The sequence below is a fragment of the Chitinivibrionia bacterium genome (assembly GCA_009779925.1).
Taxonomy (GTDB): Bacteria; Fibrobacterota; Chitinivibrionia; order Chitinivibrionales; family Chitinivibrionaceae; genus WRFX01.
Genome location: WRAZ01000004.1, coordinates 86,931 through 105,858, shown reverse-complemented (window position 1 = coordinate 105,858; position 18,928 = coordinate 86,931). Strand labels below are relative to the sequence as shown.

17 protein-coding genes are annotated in these 18,928 nt (G+C 42.9%); 14 read left to right on the top strand and 3 right to left on the bottom strand.

Annotated elements, in window-relative coordinates:
• Nucleotides 1-5 precede the first annotated feature (5 nt).
• Nucleotides 6-1,211, bottom strand: coding sequence for an ATP-binding protein (locus tag FWE23_02970; protein MCL2844398.1), 1,206 nt, complete (start codon nt 1,209-1,211; stop codon nt 6-8).
• Nucleotides 1,212-1,583: 372 nt separating this feature from the next.
• Between FWE23_02970 and FWE23_02965 the strand changes: the two genes are divergently transcribed.
• The 9 genes from FWE23_02965 (at nt 1,584) to FWE23_02925 (ending at nt 9,823) form a co-directional block, all read left to right on the top strand.
• Nucleotides 1,584-3,800, top strand: a complete 2,217-nt coding sequence (locus FWE23_02965) for an NADP-dependent isocitrate dehydrogenase (protein ID MCL2844397.1) — start codon at nt 1,584-1,586, stop codon at nt 3,798-3,800.
• A 92-nt stretch (nt 3,801-3,892) separates the two neighbouring features.
• Complete coding sequence (locus FWE23_02960; GenBank protein ID MCL2844396.1) at nt 3,893-5,923, top strand: family 16 glycosylhydrolase; 2,031 nt, start codon at nt 3,893-3,895, stop codon at nt 5,921-5,923.
• 72 nt (nt 5,924-5,995) lie between these two features.
• The gene (locus tag FWE23_02955; GenBank protein MCL2844395.1) at nt 5,996-6,178 is read left to right on the top strand and encodes a hypothetical protein; all 183 of its coding nucleotides are present in this window, start codon (nt 5,996-5,998) and stop codon (nt 6,176-6,178) included.
• 45 nt (nt 6,179-6,223) lie between these two features.
• Nucleotides 6,224-6,751 carry a hypothetical protein gene (locus tag FWE23_02950; protein MCL2844394.1) on the top strand — a complete coding sequence of 176 codons (528 nt, stop codon included), beginning with the start codon at nt 6,224-6,226 and terminating at the stop codon, nt 6,749-6,751.
• Entirely contained in the window at nt 6,741-7,313 is a 573-nt protein-coding gene (locus FWE23_02945) for a hypothetical protein (GenBank protein MCL2844393.1), read from the top strand. The genes FWE23_02950 and FWE23_02945 overlap by 11 nt, the downstream gene beginning before the upstream one ends.
• Nucleotides 7,303-8,172, top strand: coding sequence for a hypothetical protein (locus FWE23_02940; protein MCL2844392.1), 870 nt, complete (start codon nt 7,303-7,305; stop codon nt 8,170-8,172). The genes FWE23_02945 and FWE23_02940 overlap by 11 nt, the downstream gene beginning before the upstream one ends.
• Before the next feature lie 15 nt (nt 8,173-8,187).
• Nucleotides 8,188-9,126 carry a hypothetical protein gene (locus FWE23_02935; protein ID MCL2844391.1) on the top strand — a complete coding sequence of 313 codons (939 nt, stop codon included), beginning with the start codon at nt 8,188-8,190 and terminating at the stop codon, nt 9,124-9,126.
• Nucleotides 9,127-9,129: 3 nt separating this feature from the next.
• Nucleotides 9,130-9,399 (top strand): 30S ribosomal protein S15, encoded by a 270-nt coding sequence (gene rpsO / locus FWE23_02930; GenBank protein MCL2844390.1) that lies wholly within the window; start codon nt 9,130-9,132, stop codon nt 9,397-9,399.
• A 157-nt stretch (nt 9,400-9,556) separates the two neighbouring features.
• Nucleotides 9,557-9,823, top strand: coding sequence for a hypothetical protein (locus FWE23_02925; GenBank protein ID MCL2844389.1), 267 nt, complete (start codon nt 9,557-9,559; stop codon nt 9,821-9,823).
• Nucleotides 9,824-9,851: 28 nt separating this feature from the next.
• Here FWE23_02925 and rmuC read toward each other — a convergent pair whose 3' ends face one another.
• Nucleotides 9,852-11,135 carry a DNA recombination protein RmuC gene (rmuC, locus tag FWE23_02920; protein MCL2844388.1) on the bottom strand — a complete coding sequence of 428 codons (1,284 nt, stop codon included), beginning with the start codon at nt 11,133-11,135 and terminating at the stop codon, nt 9,852-9,854.
• 94 nt (nt 11,136-11,229) lie between these two features.
• Between rmuC and lpxB the strand changes: the two genes are divergently transcribed.
• The 5 genes from lpxB (at nt 11,230) to FWE23_02895 (ending at nt 18,079) form a co-directional block, all read left to right on the top strand.
• Entirely contained in the window at nt 11,230-12,336 is a 1,107-nt protein-coding gene (lpxB, locus tag FWE23_02915) for a lipid-A-disaccharide synthase (protein ID MCL2844387.1), read from the top strand.
• Nucleotides 12,337-12,451: 115 nt separating this feature from the next.
• Nucleotides 12,452-14,257, top strand: coding sequence for a hypothetical protein (locus tag FWE23_02910; GenBank protein ID MCL2844386.1), 1,806 nt, complete (start codon nt 12,452-12,454; stop codon nt 14,255-14,257).
• The gene (gene serS / locus FWE23_02905) at nt 14,250-15,521 is read left to right on the top strand and encodes a serine--tRNA ligase (protein MCL2844385.1); all 1,272 of its coding nucleotides are present in this window, start codon (nt 14,250-14,252) and stop codon (nt 15,519-15,521) included. Before FWE23_02910 ends, serS begins: the two co-directional genes overlap by 8 nt.
• Nucleotides 15,508-16,941 (top strand): HAMP domain-containing histidine kinase, encoded by a 1,434-nt coding sequence (locus FWE23_02900; GenBank protein MCL2844384.1) that lies wholly within the window; start codon nt 15,508-15,510, stop codon nt 16,939-16,941. Before serS ends, FWE23_02900 begins: the two co-directional genes overlap by 14 nt.
• On the top strand, nt 16,913-18,079 hold the full coding sequence (locus FWE23_02895) for a TraB/GumN family protein (GenBank protein MCL2844383.1): 1,167 nt from the start codon (nt 16,913-16,915) through the stop codon (nt 18,077-18,079). The genes FWE23_02900 and FWE23_02895 overlap by 29 nt, the downstream gene beginning before the upstream one ends.
• Here the strand turns inward: FWE23_02895 and FWE23_02890 are convergent.
• Nucleotides 18,044-18,805 (bottom strand): hypothetical protein, encoded by a 762-nt coding sequence (locus FWE23_02890; protein MCL2844382.1) that lies wholly within the window; start codon nt 18,803-18,805, stop codon nt 18,044-18,046. The two genes, FWE23_02895 and FWE23_02890, sit on opposite strands and share 36 nt — an antisense overlap.
• Nucleotides 18,806-18,928 lie beyond the last annotated feature (123 nt).

The window sequence follows — 18,928 nt, the reverse complement described above, 5'->3', positions numbered from 1 at the left end:
TGTTCTCAAATTTCCCAAATCGAAACTGCATTTGCCGAGGACGTCAGCGGAATGCTTTCTTTTACCAAGCAAATTAGCGAACCGAAACCCGTATTGGCGATTTTGGCGAGCGTATCAAACGCTTTTATGTCTTCTTTCTTGGGATTTGCGGTTTTTTTGATTTCTACGGGATACAAAAGCCCGTCTTGCGAAATAAGCAAATCGATTTCTACATTGTTGGAATCGCGATAATAATGCAAATTCGGAAATTCGCCGTTGTGATGATACGATTTTAGTATTTCACAAATCACAAATGTCTCAAAAAATGCGCCGCTCATAGCCCCCGCTTCCAAGGTCTGCCAAGAAGTCCATTCGGTAAGATGCGCGCATAATCCCGTATCGGTAAAATAAAGTTTCGGACGTTTGGTAAACCTCTTTGAAACATTTGAAAAATATGGCTTCAACAAATAAACTATTCCCGACGTTTGCAAAACCGACAACCATTTTTCGGCTGTTTTTACCGTAATATCGGCGTTTTTGGCTATGTCTGAAATGTTGAGAACTTGCGCCGTTCTCGCCGCAACAACGCCCATAAAACGGAAAAATGCCGTTTCGTCCCCTATGTTTATTATTTGACGAACATCGCGTTCCAAATATGTTTTAACATAAGACGAATAAAACATTTTCCATTGCGTTGCGCTGTTCACAATGTGCGGAAACGCCCCCTGCCATATAATTTCAAAGGTCTGCGGAGAAGTTCTTTTTTCAAGCGTCGGCTTTGGATTCTTTGACGGCAAAAACGGCATTTGCAATAAGCCCAAATCATCTCTTTCGTAAAGCGAAAAACCAAACATATCGACAACGGCAACTCGTCCCGCCAAACTTTCCGTAATGTTTTTCATCATAGAATACTGTTGCGAACCGCTAAGCCAAATTTGCCCTTTTTCGTCGCTGTTATCGACAAGCATTTTTATATACGGAAATAATTCCGGAGCATATTGAATTTCGTCAATAAATAACGGCAAAGAAAACCGCTCAAAGAAAAGTTCGGGTTCGTTTTTCGCTAAAGACAAAATTTGCGGGTCGTCAAGTGTGATATAACGTCGCCCTTTTGCAGATGTGTTTTTTAAGCAGGTGGTTTTCCCGACCTGTCGCATTCCCGTCAATAATAAAACCTTAAAATGCCTTGACGCCTCTTCAAAATATCTGCCGATAGTTCGCTTTTTATACATATTTTCCGCCTTTCTGAAATTCTTGCATACGTCAAACTCCGCTTGACAAGCGCACATTACATCAAAATATGCAAAAATGGTAGTCGTGTATCATTTTTACATAAAATACTATTTGGATAAGGACTAAGTGAGAGAAAGATTGCTTTTTGTTAAATTTTCAGTTTCGGCACAACGTATATGTAGGAATATTGAAAGTATAGTTAAAAAAAACTAAAATAGCGAACCGGATAACTAACAATTTTAGCAGGGGGGGTATCGCATACGCCCTTTTTTATGCAAAAACATCCAATTTTATAAATAACAGGGTGGCGACCGTCGCCCAAATATTATTTTTACCGCAAAATTTGTAAAAAAACTGAAGGAAAAACGAAAATGAAAAACGGTTCAATCGTATATACAAAAACGGACGAAGCGCCTGCGCTGGCTACTTTGTCCCTGTTTCCGATTATAGAAAAGTATCTGTCGAAGGCGGACGTTGAAGTCGTTCAAAAGGACATTTCTTTGGCGCGCAGAATTTTGGCGGCGGTGAATAATTATCTTCCCGAAAATCAAAAAGTGAGCGACGACCTCGAATATTTGGGGAAACTTTGCTTGGAACAAGACGCGAATATCATAAAATTGCCTAATATTTCGGCTTCGGTTTCGCAGATTAAGGGGACGATTACGGAATTGCGCGAAAAAGGTTTTGCAATACCCGAATATCCCGATAATCCAAAAAACAACGAGGAAGAGACTGTTCAAAGTCAATATCGCAAAACGCTCGGCTCGGCGGTAAATCCTGTTATTCGCGAGGGAAATTCGGACAGGCGCGCGGCAAAATCGGTGAAAAATTATGCGAAAAAACATCCGTATAAAGTCTGCGAGTGGTCAAAAGACAGCAAAACAAAGGTGCTTTCTATGTCTCACGGCGATTTTTACGCGAGCGAGAAATCCATAACAAACGGCGAAAAAGAAAAGAGCGTTAATTTTGTTTTTACGGACAACGACGGCAATTCTAAAAATCTCCGCCCCGCTTTGAAACTTTTGCCGCACGAAATTCTCGATACTTCGACGATGTCTGCGAAAGCGCTCGAAAGTTTTGTGAAAAAATGTATGGAAGAAGCGCAAAAAGACGACATTATGTTCTCTTTTCACCTAAAAGCGACAATGATGAAAATCAGCGACCCTATAATTTTCGGCGTTATCCTTAAAACGTTTTTTGCCGATGTTTTTACGAAATACGGCGAAGTTTTTGAAAAATTGGGCGTAAATACAAACAACGGACTTGCAGATTTGTACGATAAAATAAAGGGAAATCCGAGCGAAAAAGAGATAATTTCCGAAATAAACAAATGTTTCGACAAAATTTCGGTTGCAATGGTGGACAGCGCCAAAGGGATAAGTAGTTTCAGCGTTCCGAGCGACGTAATAATCGACGCTTCTATGCCCGCGATGATTAAGGCGGGCGGAAAAATGTGGGACAAAAACGGCGACACCGCGGACGTTTTGGCTATAATTCCCGACAGAACTTATTCGGGAGTTTACGACGTGGTTGTTAAGCATTGCAAAGAAAACGGCGCGTTTAATCCGCGAACTATAGGATGCGTGTCGAACGTGGGACTTATGGCTCAGCAGGCGGAAGAATACGGCTCGCACGACAAAACTTTCGAGATAACAGCCGACGGCATTGTGCAAATTACGGACGAAAACGGCGCTGTTCTTATGGAACAAAAAGTAGAAAAAGGCGACATTTTCCGCGCTTCTCAATGCAAACACGCCGCAGTGCTTAATTGGGTGCGCCTTGCCGTAGAGCGCGGCAAAATAACAGGCGAGCCCGTGATTTTCTGGCTTGATGTTTACAGAGCGCACGACAGAGAAGTGGTGAAAAAAGTGGTAAAAGAGATGGGCGAGCTTGACCTCGCGGACGTGGACGTTCGTATTTTGTCGCCCGAAAACGCCTGCGCTTTTTCTGTAAAAAGAATGGTTGAAGGGCTAAACACAATTTCTGCAACGGGCAACGTTTTGCGCGATTATTTGACCGATTTGTTCCCGATAATCGAACTCGGTACTTCGGCGAAAATGCTTTCGATAGTTCCTTTAATGAACGGCGGCGGACTATACGAAACAGGCGCGGGCGGCACTGCTCCCAAGCACGTAAGCGCGCTTACGGAAGAGAATTTTCTTCGTTGGGATAGTTTAGGCGAATTTATGGCGATTGTTCCGTCTCTCGAAAAATATGCCGAAACTCACGGAAACGCGCGCGCAAAAATCCTTGCCGAAACGCTCGATACTGCGATAGAAAACATACTCGAAAACCAAAAATCGCCCGAACGCGCGCCTGTCGGCATAGATAACCGCGGCTCGCATTTTTATTTGGCTTTGTATTGGGCAAAAGCGCTTGCAGAGCAGAAAAAGGACGTGGAATTAGCGAAAAAATTTGAAGAAACCGCAAAGCAACTGACAGAAAACGAAGAAAAAATCGTCGCGCAGTTTCTTTCCGTGCAAAAGAGCGCCGTAGATTTAGGCGGATATTACCTTTTCGACGAAGAAAAAGCGAAAAAAATTATGCGCCCCTCGGAGATTTTCAATAGAATTATCGACGGATTTTAGGTAAACGTAAAAAAAACGGCATTCTTTCCAATGATACATTATATTTACGGTAATGTATCATTTTCTATTGTATCTTTTGGGGAGGGTATCAAATGGGGGCAGGCTATCTTTTTAAGGCAATGGCGATAATGGGGATTATTGCTACAACTGTGTCGGCGCAGGTTATCAGAATTACATCAATGGAGAGAAGAGGTGAAGCAACGATTAATACCACATTAGCAGGAAATGCGGGTATTGTTTCTCCGATATTTAATGGTGGAGCAATGGATTTTGCTCAAGTATTTGAAGATTTGCGGGTTTTTGTCAGAGCAAACGGGACAAGCGGCGACTGGGTAGTGCTTAACGGGAATGCCGAAAGCGGTTTTATATGGGGCGAAAACTGGGGAGCTTGGTGGCCTCCCGAAGGATACGGCGGAATTTGGATTTATGTGGACAGAAACACCAATGTAAGATTACAATCAAGCACAAATACGAGCATTGCCGTTGAATACACTTTGAATTTTACCGGCGGAACAAGAACCGGAAACGAATTAACCATATATGGCAGTAATGAGCGCAGAGCAGACAACGGAGGGTCGCTTGGTATTTCGTTTAACGACCTTCGTATCGGCGGTGCGGCGGTAAGAGCGCAGGACAGAGAAAGATTTGTTTATCAAATAAGAATAGGCGAAAACTGGGTTGCTATGGATAATTCCGCAAGTACATTTACTTGGCAAAATTCGGGGTATAACAATATGTCGCCCGATAATCAATGGGGTTTTTGGTGGGAACACGGCGGCGGTATTTGGTTTCAACCCATTACGCAAAATTACAATTTTCGTATAGGCTTTCCTGAAAACGGACAAGCAGGCGGCACGGTTGGCAACAATTGGGCAACCTTTAGTTTTGTAGGAAATCCGAGCGCTCCGAGACCTGACCCGTCGCGATTTGGCAATATTCCGATTGGAGACCCTAAAATTCCGGGAAATTTAACGGGGTGGAGACTTTATTGGAACGATGAATTTGAAGGTGCGGAAATCAACAGGGACAATTGGAGAGTTGACCAAGGTTGGCATCTCGGCAATCCTAATCAAGATGGTAGCGACGAAGGTGTAAACTGCGGAACTCGCGGTTGGGGAAACAATGAACTTCAACATTACCGCGACCATCCCAATAACGTTTTTGTGCAAGACGGTTATTTGCATTTAGTCGCACGAGCAAACGATCCGAGACACTTTACAAACTGCAACGAAACGGCTTATTTTTCTTCGGGTAAAGTTCTTTCCGACCGCAGATTTGGCGGATCAAGATTTTCTTTTAAATACGGAAGAATTGACTTTAGAATTCAGCTTCCCGGCGGAGTAGTCGGCACTTGGCCCGCGGCGTGGATGATGCCAGAGTACGATGTTTACGGCGGCTGGGCGTCTTCGGGCGAAATTGACGTTATGGAAGGAATGGGTCGTCTTCCTAACCAAAGCGTCGGGGCAATTCACTTTGGCGGAGCGTGGCCCGCTAACACTCACATAGCAGGCTATAATCGTCCGAGAGAAGGACGTCCCTTTGATACTAGAGATTTTAACGTTTATAGCGTTGTGTGGCAAGAAGATTCCATAAAATGGTATGTGAACGGATATATGTTCTTTGCGGCGGGTCATAATCAGTGGCATTCGGTTCCCGCCGCGGGACTTGAGCATCTCAATAATCCGTATGCGCCGTTTGACCAATATTTCCATATCATAATGAACCTTGCAATAGGCGGTTGGTTTGACCCTGACGGAACAAGAAATATTGACCCTGCGCAATTTCCTGCTACAATGCGGATTGATTATGTCCGCGTGTTTAAGGCAGACCCAACCGCAACGCAAATCGGAGAAATAGAGGCTACTCAAAGAAGACCTGCGGCTGTTGCGGGTTTTGCGGGAATACGAAACGGACAAATATCGCTTCGTTTGCAAGAGGGAGCATACACCGTTGAACTTTACAGTTTGCAGGGACGACTGATTTCGAGCAGAAACATAAATGCTGTAAACGGTATAAACTCAACGGGTTTGAGAACGGATAATCTTGGGGCAGGCGTGCATATTCTCAATGTGAAAAGAAACGGCGTTTCTGTGTTGCAACAAAGAATTACGGCTACAAGATAAGATTTTAGAGTGCATTTAAGGGTAGACCGCATGTGGTCTGCCCGTTTTTTTTGAAAGGTGAAAATAAAAAAAATGCTTGAATATAAAGAATATCGCATAAAAATCGGTTTTAAGCGCGCACCAAAAGATATTTTTGATGAAATAGACTTGGTAGTTGCGAGATTTATGAGGAACGGATACCGATTAAAAGATACAATTATGAACGATTTTTTGGAATACGTCGATTTGTTGTTTGTGCGCGACGTGGAAGTGTAAAAAAAATGCAGGTGTAATACACGATTGCGAGGAGGGCAGAGGGGTATGAAATACGATATTAAGGAATTGGGCGATTTTTTGGTGGTGCGTGTTATAGGAAATATGACGGCGAAAGATAAACCGTCGGTTTTGATTAACGCAATAAATGATTTTGCAAGTAAAAAGGTCGGGAGCAAAGTCTTGTTTGACCTCGAAAAAGTGGAAGACATTGACGACGACGGAATAGACGTTTTCATAAGTTGTCTTTCTCAGCAGAGTGAAAATATTGAAGACATCAATGTTTTGTGGGCGCAAAACTTGGATGAAAAGAAAATCGAAAAGGAATTAAAAAACAAAATAGCCGCTCCTTATTCGGAAGAAGATGACGAATACGGCGACTTTGCGCAGGATTTGATGAACCTCGGAGAAGCGTACAAAGAAGACCCGAATGCTCCGATGACCGACTGTTTCGCGTTAGTAAAAGACGACGACGTTTACGACAAATTGTATGAAGCGGGAGTTTGCGGTCTTATGACAATTTATCGCACAAGAGAAGATTTCACCGCCGACCAAGGAGTTGTTCTTGCTAAATAAAATATTGATATTGCTTTTTTTGCTTGTTTTTGTCGTCTGTTCTTACGCTCGAGGCACGATTATTGAATTTCGCAACGGAGATGAAAAAACTATACGGAGGGCTACGTTTACGGAAGACGTGTTTTTTCGCAGGACGGGCGGCAACGTAAAAATAAATCCGAGAAAAATCTATAAAATGGAGATTTTTGCAGACACTATCGAAATTCATTCGGGCGAGACTTGGTTGAGGGCAAAAATTCACCCTCGCGGCAGAGGCGAAGAGAAGCCACTGCCTGTTTCGGGCTGGATAAAAATCGGTACAACCATCAGAGGCAATTCGGATTTTGGCAGAATTTCCACGGCGCTCAGAGAATTAAATCGGATACAATTCAGAATTCCTGAGCCCGACCCGGCTACAAACGGGAACGGCATAAACGGCGAAAGGCAAAGATATACCGACGGAAGCCAAAACGGAAACGGAGCGAACGGAAGCGCAAACGGAGAAATGCAAGAGCAAGCGCAAGAAACAGAAAACCCTAACGGCAACGACGGCAGAAACGGAAACGAAAACGGTGAAAACTAAAAAATTGCGTAAAAAAAGCGAGCATATAAGCCCGCTGGCAGTCAGTATTGTTTGTATAATGATTTCCGCCGTTATTGTTTCGGGGATATTTTTTATCAGCAGTGATTTTTTTATGCAAAGATTTTCGGATTTTTTACCTGAAAATTTTAGAGGGTTTACTTTGCGAAGACCACCGAATTTCGACAATTTGATTTTACACGGCAATCCCGAAGAAATACTTCACGAAATCTCGCGCCGTCCCATAACCAAACAGGGAAGCGACACTATGCTTTTTTGGAAAGGCAAGGCGTGGTATTTAATCGCGTGGCAAAGATACGAGGACGACAGATGGCGGCAATACGCTCAAAACCCCGACGATTGGTTTGTGGGGCAAGACGTGGACAGTGCCCTGCATTTTTTGTATCGCGCGGCGGAATCCGACAGAACTTGGGCTAATTCAAAGGCTTTAATCGGCTCTATATATATGGACAAGGGTTGGTTTCAAAGAGCGATGAATACGTTCCAAAGGGTTTTGCGCAGAGGACCGCACAGAGAATCGCATCTTAATTATGGCATAACTTTGTCGCGGCTCGGTCGAAATCGCGAAGCGGCAGATTTCCTGAAACGCTGGGATAATTATGAAGCCGACCCCGATTTTACGCGGAATTTGTTCTTTTTGTATATGTTTAATTTGAGAAATTTCAGAGAGGCGGCGCGTTTGGGCAATTTATTTTTGGAGACTGCACCGCGCGGGCATTTCGATGTTCCGTTAGTTCGGCGTGAATTGCGGGATTTATATACGCGTTTCCCTGAATATTTTAACGATAGTATGGTAATTATAAGAGACCGTCCGCCCGAATTTCCGATGCGTCGAAGATAGAGGTCGCCAAATCTTATGCAGAAAATTCGCTACGAAAAAGATACAAAAATCAGCGAGGCGACAGCGGTCGTTCTCGGAAATTTCGACGGAGTTCATAACGGGCATCGCGTCTTAATCAAAAAACTGATAAGTCGTGCAAAGCAACTGAGAGTTAAGTCGTGCATTGTGACATTTGAGCCGCATACTCGCGAAGTCATTGAGAAATGTTGCGTTGTAAGACTTACTACAACCGATGAGAAAGCGCTTTTATTTGAGAAGTTAGGCGTGGACATCTGCGTTATAATTCCCTTTGACGAAGAGTTTGCAAAAATATCCAAAAGTGAGTTTCAGCACAAAATTCTGCAGGAACAACTTGGCTGTATTGAGTTCATTTCGGGAGAAAATCAGCATTACGGAAGTAAAAAAAACGAGAATTTTCAGAAAAATCCGCATTCGGCTTGCGGCAAAAACGATTTTACCGACGCTGTTATTAGTTTGTACGGCGAAAACAACGTGGTTGTGAGTTCTACGCAGATACGAAAACTGCTCCTCAAAGCTCAAGTTGACGAAGCCGTAAATCTGCTTGGACATCCATATTTGATTATGGGAACTCGAATTCGGGGCGAGCGTGTGGGAACCGCAATCGGCTATCCAACACTAAACTTTACGTCGCCGTCGGTGATGGAAAAGATAGTTCCGCCTTCGGGTGTGTATGTCGCAGAGGTGTCGTTCGGCGGACATTCCCTTAAAGGTTGTTTGTATTACGGCGCTTGTCCGACATTCGGAAATCGGGAACTTCATTTGGAGTTTTTTTCGCTGGAAAAAATAACTTTGGAACCGGCGATTGGTGGCGAGTGTGCGCTCTGGCTACACCGATTTATCAGGCACGATAAGAAATTCGACTCCCGCGAGGAGTTGGTTGAACAAATTAGTGCGGATGTGGAAATTATTAAGCGTTACTTTTTCAAGGAGTGAAGAGTGTCTATCACAAAAGAGAGAACCGCAGAGTTAGTTGCGGAATTTGGCGAAAACGCCAAGGATACGGGCAACAGCCGTGTTCAAGTTGCAATTCTTACGGAGAGAATTCGTAATTTAACCGAGCACCTTAAAATCAACAAAAAGGATAACCATACGCGCTATGGTCTTACTAAATTGGTTGGTAAACGTAAGGCGTTGTTGGATTATGTAAAAGCGAACGACATCAATGAATATCGCGCGTTGATAGAAAAATTGGGTCTGCGCAAGTAGTAAATTGCGAACATCGCGAATTATTAAAAAAATCCCGTGAAAAAAGCGGGATTTTTTTAATTTAATCGTATTTTGTTTATACTATTTATAAGTGGCATAATATATTTTATGGGGACAGGGATTTAACACGCAGTTTTTTGTGGAGAAGAGGGACAAAATGAATGAAAGATTTATGCAAATTACTTTTGTTATAATAAACATATTGTGGGTCATTACGCTTGGCGCCGTAATGTTCGCACGAGAAGACATCAGAGTTGCGCGGCAAGAAATTCGCATACAAGAAGAATTTATCAGAGAGCGAATTGCGTACTACGATTCGGTTAGTAATGCGCTTCTTAGAGAAATACAAAACAATCAAATGCACAACACTGCTTTAATAGAAGTTATGAGCGATTGGTCAAAAGTTTTACTCGACAGAGAATAAGTCTCGGGCGGCAAAAAGCAAAGAGGCATTAACTTTCTGTTTTCCCTAAAAGATTTTGCGAAATTTGTTTATCGGTGTCAATACCCAGTTTTTTCATTACTTCAAGTTTTCCTACGATAGATACTCCCGAAGCGCTTCCGTCTTGGTTTTTCTTTGTCAGTTGTCCCATTGCGGCGTCGTAAGCAGTTTGCGCATTTCCTAAATTGTTGCCGATTTTTTCCATATTTGTTGCAAAACCTACAAATTTTTCGTATATTTCGCCGCCTATTCGCGCGATTTCTTTAACGTTTCTGTTTTGGTCAAGCACTTTTTTCTCGGCATTCAAAATATATGCGACCGTTCTCAGCGCAAAAAGCAAAGTGGTTGCGCTCATAAGCATTACGTTGTTTTTCGCCGCGTCTTCTATAAGTGTGGGATTGTTTTGAACAGCAAGCGCCAAAGCCGCCTCAATAGGTACAAACATAAACACAAAATCGGGCGAGTTTATTTCGCTTATTCCCTCGTATCTTTTTCCCGAAAGACTTTTTATGTGGTTGTTTACGCTTTTAATATGCTCTTTTAACGCCTGTTCTTTCTCTTCCTTATCCTCTGAGTTAAAATACCGCTCGTATGCCGTAAGAGATACTTTGCAGTCGATTATGCAGTGTTTGTTTTCCGGAAGATTTATGATGAAATCGGGACGAAGTTGAGCGCTTCCTTCACCCTTAAAACTGTTCTGTTTTCTATAATGTATGTTTTCTTCAAAACCCAATTTGTCGAGCAAGACTTTTAGCTTTACTTCGCCCCAATCGCCTTGGACTTTGTTGTCGCCTTTAAGCGCCTGCGCTAAATTTTTCGCTTCTTCGCCAATCTGTCTGCTTTGTTGAGAAAGTAAGGTTATTATACCTTTAAGTTCCGCCGTTCCTTTTGTTGTTTCTGTCTGGGCTTCTTCGACTTTCTTTTTGAATTCGCCCAAATTTTCTCTCAGCGGGTTTAAGATTTCATTAAGTTTATCGGCGTTATGCTCGTTAAAATTCTTAGTATTTTCTTTTAGAATTTCGTTTGCAATAACCTTAAATTCATTTTTTGCGGATTCTTGCATAGCCTTGATTTCAATTTTCTGGCTTTCAAGCCTTTCTTCTGCGACATTCAAGTTTGCATAAAGCAACGCTTTTTCTCTTTCGAGCTCGTTTATCTTTTCTTGCTTGTCGTCTCGTTGCATTTCTGCCAGACTTTTCGCCGCTTCCAAGGTTTTTATTTGTTGGCTGGTTAGCAGTATTGCCGCAATTATGGCGATAGTTCCGATTATTGAGAAAATTATTGTTATAGTCATTGTTTTTGCTCCTTTTTTGAGGGGAAAATAATATTTGCCGTTTTTAATTGGTGTAATTATGTATTTTACTGCAATAAAAAAAGGAAACAACACTATGAAAATACTATTTTCAGCAGGCGACGTCAGCGGCGACAATAATACCGCGGGAATTATCGCCGAACTAAAACGAAAATATCCTAGCGCTCAACTTAGCGGGCTTGGCGGATCGGCTATGCAGGCGGCGGGATTTAAGAGCGATTTTGAATTCTCGAAATTTAACAAAATGGGATATTGGGAAGTTATTAAAAATTTGCCGTTTTTTTTGGCGGCGCAAAAGAAATTTATTCAGAAAATGAGGGACGAAAAGCCGAACGCGCTTGTTTGTGTGGATTTTTCGGGCTTTAACAAAAAACTTGTCGTTGAGGCTAACAAGTTGGGAATTCCCGTTTTGTGGTTTATCGCTCCTATGATTTGGGTGTGGAAAAAGGAAAAATATTTGCGTTTTTTTGAAAAGTATCCAGCGCATATCGCCTGTATTTTTCCTTTTGAGCCGAAACATTGGAGCCCCCGCGTAAAAACGGTGAGTTTTGTCGGAAATCCGCTTTTGGAAAACTTGGACTGGTCGGCAATCGGCGAGAAAAAGGCGATAAATCCACAAGCTGAATTTACATTGGCGCTTATCGCGGGAAGTCGCGAGCAGGAAGTCCGAAAAATGTTGCCGTTTATGACAGAATGCGCGAAAAATCTTAAAGAATTATATCCGAAAATTAAAATAATTGTTTCTAAAGCGCCTTTTTCGCAAGATTTGTACGAATGCGCGGAAGGAGAAAATATTGAATTTGAAACGGATTTTTTGAAAGTTTTGCAGAAAGCCGATTTTGCGCTTGCCACATCGGGGACAGCTTCTTTGCAGTTGGGGCTTGCGGGTGTGGGGCATATTGTTTTGTATAAAACCTCGCCGCTTACTTTTGCGATTTTTAAGGCTATAATAAAGAAAAAACCGCTTATCGGGCTGACTAATATAGTAGTTGAAAAAGAGATTATGCCCGAATTTTTGCAGAGTGATATGGCTGTGGAAAACGTTGTCGGCGCGGTGCAAAAAATCTTGGAAAATCCGGCGGAACAAGAAAAAATTATAGCTCAATTGCGCGAACTGCGAGGAATGCTCGGCGACAAAAAAACAAGCGTTGAGGTGGTAAATCTTATCGAGAGCCTGATTTAATGGAAAAAAATTATGTGAAATTGCTCAAAAAACGGCGTGTTTTTTGCATTTTGCTTTTGCATTATAGTATTTTAGGGCGTTAAAATTACGGAAAAATTTGGAAAGGGTCAAAAAGATGACGACTGCGCACAATTTTCATATCCCTGTACTCGGTATCGGATACACAATAGATACGCCTGCAAAAGTTGCTCCGTTTGGAATATCGTCTGTGGTTTCGCTTGTCGATGATTTGCTCGTGGAAAAAATGAGGGAATTTTATTGTACGAAGTTCAAATTGCCTTTTAAGGCGATAGGGCGCGACGAAATTGATTACAGAGCTAAAAGAATTACCGCTTATCTTAACGTACTTAATATTGTCGTGCAAAACAAATTTGTGCAGATAAAAAATTCTACATTCGAAAAGGGCGGCGAGTTGTACAAATACTTGGAAATGGCTTTTGAAAATTCAAAAATCAAGCAAATGTATTTGGAACTCAAAGAAACGGCTATCCCCGAAAAAGTCGCGGAAATCCAAGATTGGATAAGAGAGCATTTACCCGTCGGCTCAATTGACGTAAATATTATGACGAAATTAGACAAGGCAAACTACAAAGACGGCGAAAAATTACCCGTAGAATTTAACGACGCGCACGCCGCTTTGCGCGGTTTTGCACAGAGCGCGCTCGACGGCTCGTCATTGGTGCTTTCGGCGGGAATAAATCAGCATTTGTATTCGTATATTGCAGAATTTGAAGACTTTTTTCCGGACGAAAACGGGTATATAAAAAAGAAAATTATTCTTAAGGTGAGCGATTATCGTTCGGCGCTTATTCAGGGCAAACTTTTAGCGAAAAAAGGTTTGTGGGTGAGCGACTTCAGAGTGGAGTCGGGACTTAATTGCGGCGGACACGCGTTTCCGACTGAAGGGCATTTGATGGGTCCGATTTTGGAAGAGTTTAAGCAAAACAGAGACGACCTCAAAACGCAATTAAACGCAGTTTACAAAAAAGCGCTCGAAAAAAGAGGGCTTGGACATTTGGGCGATTTCGACGTACAAATTACGGCGCAAGGCGGAGTTGGAACGGCTAACGAACACAAATTTTTGCTTGATTATTACGGTATAGACAGCGTTGGCTGGGGGTCGGCGTTTTTGCTTGTTCCCGAGGCGACAAATGTTGACGAACACACATTAGAATTGCTTGCAAACGCCAAAGAAGACGACTATTATTTAAGCGGAATTTCACCGCTCGGAGTGCCTTTTAATAACATTCGCGGCAACAGTAAAGACATAGAAAAAGACGCGTTTATTGCGGCGGGAACTCCCGGAAGTCCGTGTTCCAAAGACCATTTGGCGCTTAATAATGAATTTGGCGAAAGGGCGCTTTGTACGGCTTCCCGCAAGTATCAAACGCTGAAAATTGAAGAAATAAACGCAAGCGATTTGTCGGCGGAGCAAAAAAATGCGGCTATTGCGGCGGTAGTAGAAAAGGCGTGTATTTGTGTAGGGCTCGGAACAGCGGCTTTAACAAACAATGAGTTGGATACTAAAATTGAAGGAACGGGCGTTTCTATTTGCCCCGGACCGTCGCTTGTTTCATTTGACAGAACGTATTCGCTCGAAGAAATGACCGACCATATTTACGGCAGAACGGACTTGTTGGCAGGGGTTGAACGTCCTCACTTTTTTGTTCGGGAGCTTAAAATGTACGAAGATTACTTGCTCGGCGGCGTAAATAATTTGCAGGAAGGCGACGAAAAACAGAAAAATTACTTTGCACAAGTAGGTCAAAATATGCTTGCGGGAATAGAATATTATTTGTCGCTCTTTCCGAAAGTTTCCAATTTTCCCGAAGCGATAAAGGTAAAAAGTTTGGAGATTTGCGCTCAAATTAAGCAGAAAATCGAGGGGCTTGGTATTATTTCGGAGGCAAAAAGTGCTTGATATAAAATTCATTCGTGAAAATGCGCAAAAAGTTAAAGACGTATGCCTTGCAAAAGGCGACAAAGCGGACATAGATAAAATTATTGCTTTGGACGACGAAAGACGGGCAATTCTCGGCGAAGTTGAAACTTTGAAGCACAAACGAAATGAAACGTCTGAGATTATCGCGCAGAAAAAGAAAAACAAAGAAAATGCCGACGACCTTATTACTGAAATGCAAGGCGTTTCCGCGAAAATCAAAGAATTGGACGAAAAAGTTAACAGTATAACAAAAGAGCGCGACCTTGCTTTGGCGTGGGTTCCGAATATTCCGCATGCAAGTGTTCCTCTCGGAAAAAGCGCGAACGATAACGTTGTCGCAAGCGAATGCGGCGAAAAGCCGAATTTCAATTTTGCGCCGAAAGACCATTTGCAGATTTCCGAAAAACTTAAGCTTTTTGACTTTCCGCGCGGCGCAAAAATCAGCGGCTCGGGATTTCCCGTTTTGTGCGGGGCGGGGGCGCGGCTTAATCGCGCGCTTATACAATTCTTTTTGGATACGCATAGGCAAAGAGGATATACCGAAATGCAACCTCCCTTTTTTGTGAATGCCGAAAGCGCGTTCGGAGTAGGGCAGTTGCCTAAATTCAAAGAGCAGATGTATTATATGCCCGAAGACGATTTGTACGCAATTCCGACTGCGGAACTTCCGATAACGAACTTATACAGAGACGAATATATTGACGAAAAAGACCTGCCGAGAAAAATTTGCGCGTATTCGCCGTGCTTTCGCAGAGAAGCAGGCAGTTATGGCAAAGACACAAAGGGATTTTTGCGCGTTCATCAGTTTGACAAAGTGGAATTGGTGAAATTTGCGCACCCCGATAATTCTTATGAAGAACTCGAAACATTGCGCGCCGACGCTGAAAATATTCTGCAACTTCTGGAATTGCCGTATCGCGTTCTCAGTCTTTGCGACGCGGATTTAAGTTTTTCCGCGGCAAAATGCTACGATTTGGAAGTCTGGGCGGCGGGCGAAAAAAAGTGGCTCGAAGTATCGAGTTGCAGTAATTTTGAGGCGTTTCAAGCGACGAGGCTCAATATTCGCTTCAGACGAGACGGAGGCAAACCCGAATTTATCCACACATTAAACGGTTCAGGACTTGCAGCTGCGCGAATTTTGGTGGCGATTTTGGAAAATTATCAGACCGAAAAAGGTACGGTGATTATTCCGAAAGTTTTGAGACCTTATATGGACGGACAGACAGAAATTGGCGCCGATTGACGAGGATATAAAGCATCTGAAAAGGCGATTTCGCTTCCCTAAAAAAAAGGATATTTTAAGGGCGGTTTATGCGCTTTTCGGGCAGATTGCGCCCAATACTTCACGAAATTTACTCCTGTTTTTTGCCGCGGCGGGCATTATCGGCTGGGCGGTTTATACGCAATTTATGATAGAGCGCCTGCAAAAATTTTCGAGCGCAACCACCCAAACTTACGCGCGGCTCATAAGCGAGGCGCTTTTCGACAGAATGGGAACTCAGGTTGAACATATCATTTTAGAGCAGATAATTCAGGATTTCGATATGCCTATAATAATAACGGATATGATGGGCAGACCGCGAATTTGGAAAAACATTACCAGAGGCAATTTTCTTGGGCGCAGAACTATTTCGCAAGACGATAACAGTTATGAAACAATGATGTTTTTGATTGCCGAAAGGCGCCGTCTGCAAGAGCGGCACAAGCCCAAACTTATTTACGGTCGCGACAGAAGAACGGGTATGGGATTTTTGTATTACGGCGACAGCCATTTTATCGGCGGATTGTCATTTTGGCCCTACTGGCAGGTGTTTTTTATACTGTCGTTTGTGGCGGTCGTTTATTTGATAGCGCGCGCGTTTTTAGTTACGGAGCAAAGCAATTTGTGGGTAGGACTTGCCAAAGAAACAGCGCATCAACTCGGAACTCCGCTGACGTCTCTTACGGGTTGGATTGAATATTTGCAAACGGAGTGCTTGGGGGTCGAAGAGCAGAGCGACGACGCAATTTTAGGCGGCGGCGATGTTGCTTTTTCCAATCAGGTATTACAAATAACCAACGATATGTCGCGAGACGTGGCAAGAATAAAAAAGGTGGCGAACAGATTTTCGTTTATCGGCTCAAAACCTCTTCTGGAAAAGAAAAATCTTAAGCTTGTACTTGATGAACACATAGCATATTTTGCTAAACGTCTGCCCAGAGAAACCAGAAAAATAGAGATAGATTACGATTGCCGCGACGACTTATACGCGGTCATCAATGTCGATTTGATTTCGTGGGTTTTTGAGAATTTGTTCAAAAATTCGCTTGACGCAATAAACGTGGAATACGGAAAAATTACTTTACGGGCGATTTACGTAAAAGCCGATAAAAAAATAAGGATTACTCACCAAGACAACGGAAGAGGCGTTCCAAAAGAGCAGCGCGTAAGCGTATTTAATCCCGGATTTACCACGAAAAAACGCGGCTGGGGGCTTGGACTTACCTTGGCGAAAAGGATAGTCGAAGAATATCACGGCGGAAAAATATATATTTCGTGGTCGCAAGTCGGAAAAGGCACGGAATTTGTCATAGAACTTCCCGCCGACGTAAAAGAATACGAAAAATTGAAGAAAAATAAAAAGGAGAATGAAAATGTTGCCGCAAACGGTCAGAATTGTTGAAAGCGAAGGAAAAACGTATTACCTTTTGGGGACGGCGCACGTGTCTAAAAAGAGCGTTGAAGAGGTAAGCCAAGTCATAGAAGAAGTGCAACCCGATTCGGTTTGTATCGAACTTTGCCAAAAACGCTTCGACAGCATAAAAAACAAAGACCAGTGGAAGAAAACCGACATTTTCACAGTTATTAAAGAAAAAAAGGTTTTGCTTTTGCTTACTCAGCTTATAATGTCGTCGTTTTACAAACAGATAGGCAAACAACTCGACGTTGAGCCGGGCGCGGAAATGATAAAAGGCGCCGAAGAAGCAAAAAAACGCGGCATAAATCTTGTTTTGGCGGATAGAAATATTGATATTACGCTAAAAAGAGTTTGGAGCGCTCTCGGTTTTCGGCAAAAACTAAAGGGTATTTACACCTTGTTCGGAATGTTGTTTTTTTCAGCCGAAGAAATAGATAAAGATACCGTGGAAAACCTGAAAGAAGGCGACAATATAGGCGACGCTATGGACGAATTGGCAAAAGATTTTCCGGGAGTAAAAGGTCCGCTTATCGACGAACGCGACTTGTATTTGGCTGAAAAAATTCGCACTGCCAGCGGGCAAAAAATAGTTGCGGTTTTGGGTGCGGCGCACTGCAAAGGGGTTGCCGAATACGTAAAAAAACCGTTTGATTTGTCCGAAATCGAGAAAATTCCGCCGAAATCTATTATACCTGCGATTATCGGTTGGGGATTTTGCGCTACGATTATCGGTCTTTTGGCTTATGGAATTATAAGCGGCGCCGAAAGTGGAATAGAAAATATATTTTGGTTTTGGATTTTGAACGGCGGATTTTCCGCTTTATTTACCGCTATTGCTTGGGGGCATCCGCTTGCAGTAATTACGGCGTTTTTTGTTGCGCCGACCGTTGGGCTTCACCCGATGATAGGCACGGGTTGGGTAGTAGGACTTGTTCAGGCGGCGGTAAAAAAACCCACGGTTTTGGATATGGAAAATGTTTCAACCGACATAGAAACCGTCAAAGGATTTTGGAAAAACCCTCTAACAAGAATTTTGCTTGTGGTTATTTTTGCAGGTTTGGGTTCGGCGTTGGGACGAATTTTAGCATTAGGAAAAATTTTCACAAACGTCTTTGTGAATTAAGGTATTCGAGACTAAAAAATCGTCGCTGTAAATTGTCTCTTTGCCCGATAAATCGCCGAATGCTCCGCCCGCTTCCTTTACAATAAGCGCAACGGGCGCTCTGTCCCACGCTTTGTCGAGTAGCGATACGCAAAAGTCAAGTTTTCCCGCGGCTACGCTTACATAAGAATACGCGTCCATAAATCCGTAAAAATAGTCGCATTTTTGAATGGTTTTTAGCAGTAATTTTCCGTTTTTCTCGTTTGCCGCTTCCACAATTCCGAGAGCGGAAGCCATACAATCCGATAAAATTTGTGTTTTTGAAGCGTGTAATTTTTCGCCGTTGCAAAACGCTCCGCCGCCCAAAGTCGCCCAATATGTTTCGCTCAACGCGGGAAAATGCGCGATGCCCGCCGCCAAAATGCCGTTATCTTCGAGGGCGATAAGTATGCTGTAAGTAGGAATGCCGTGAATATACGGGCGAGTGCCGTCGAGCGGGTCTATAATCCAACGTCGTCCCGAAGTTCCCGCGGTTTCGCCGAATTCCTCGCCCAAAAACCCGTCGCCGGGAAACATTGCCGAAATCTTGTCCTTGATTATTTTCTCGGAATTGACGTCAACTTCGGTAAACGGCGAGCGGTCTTCTTTGAGATTGACCGTTTTTAGCTTCGGTTGCATTTCGAGCTGGTATTTTCCGACAATTTGCACTATTTCCTTGAGTAGTTCGATTTCTGTAAGATATGGCATTTTGAGGTTTCCTTTCTGTTTTTTCAGATAAATATAATTTATTTATTTCGCAAAATTCACGAAAAAACAAATAATGCCGTTTTTCCGTTCTTTTGTTTTTTGGGCAAATATTATTTTTCTAAT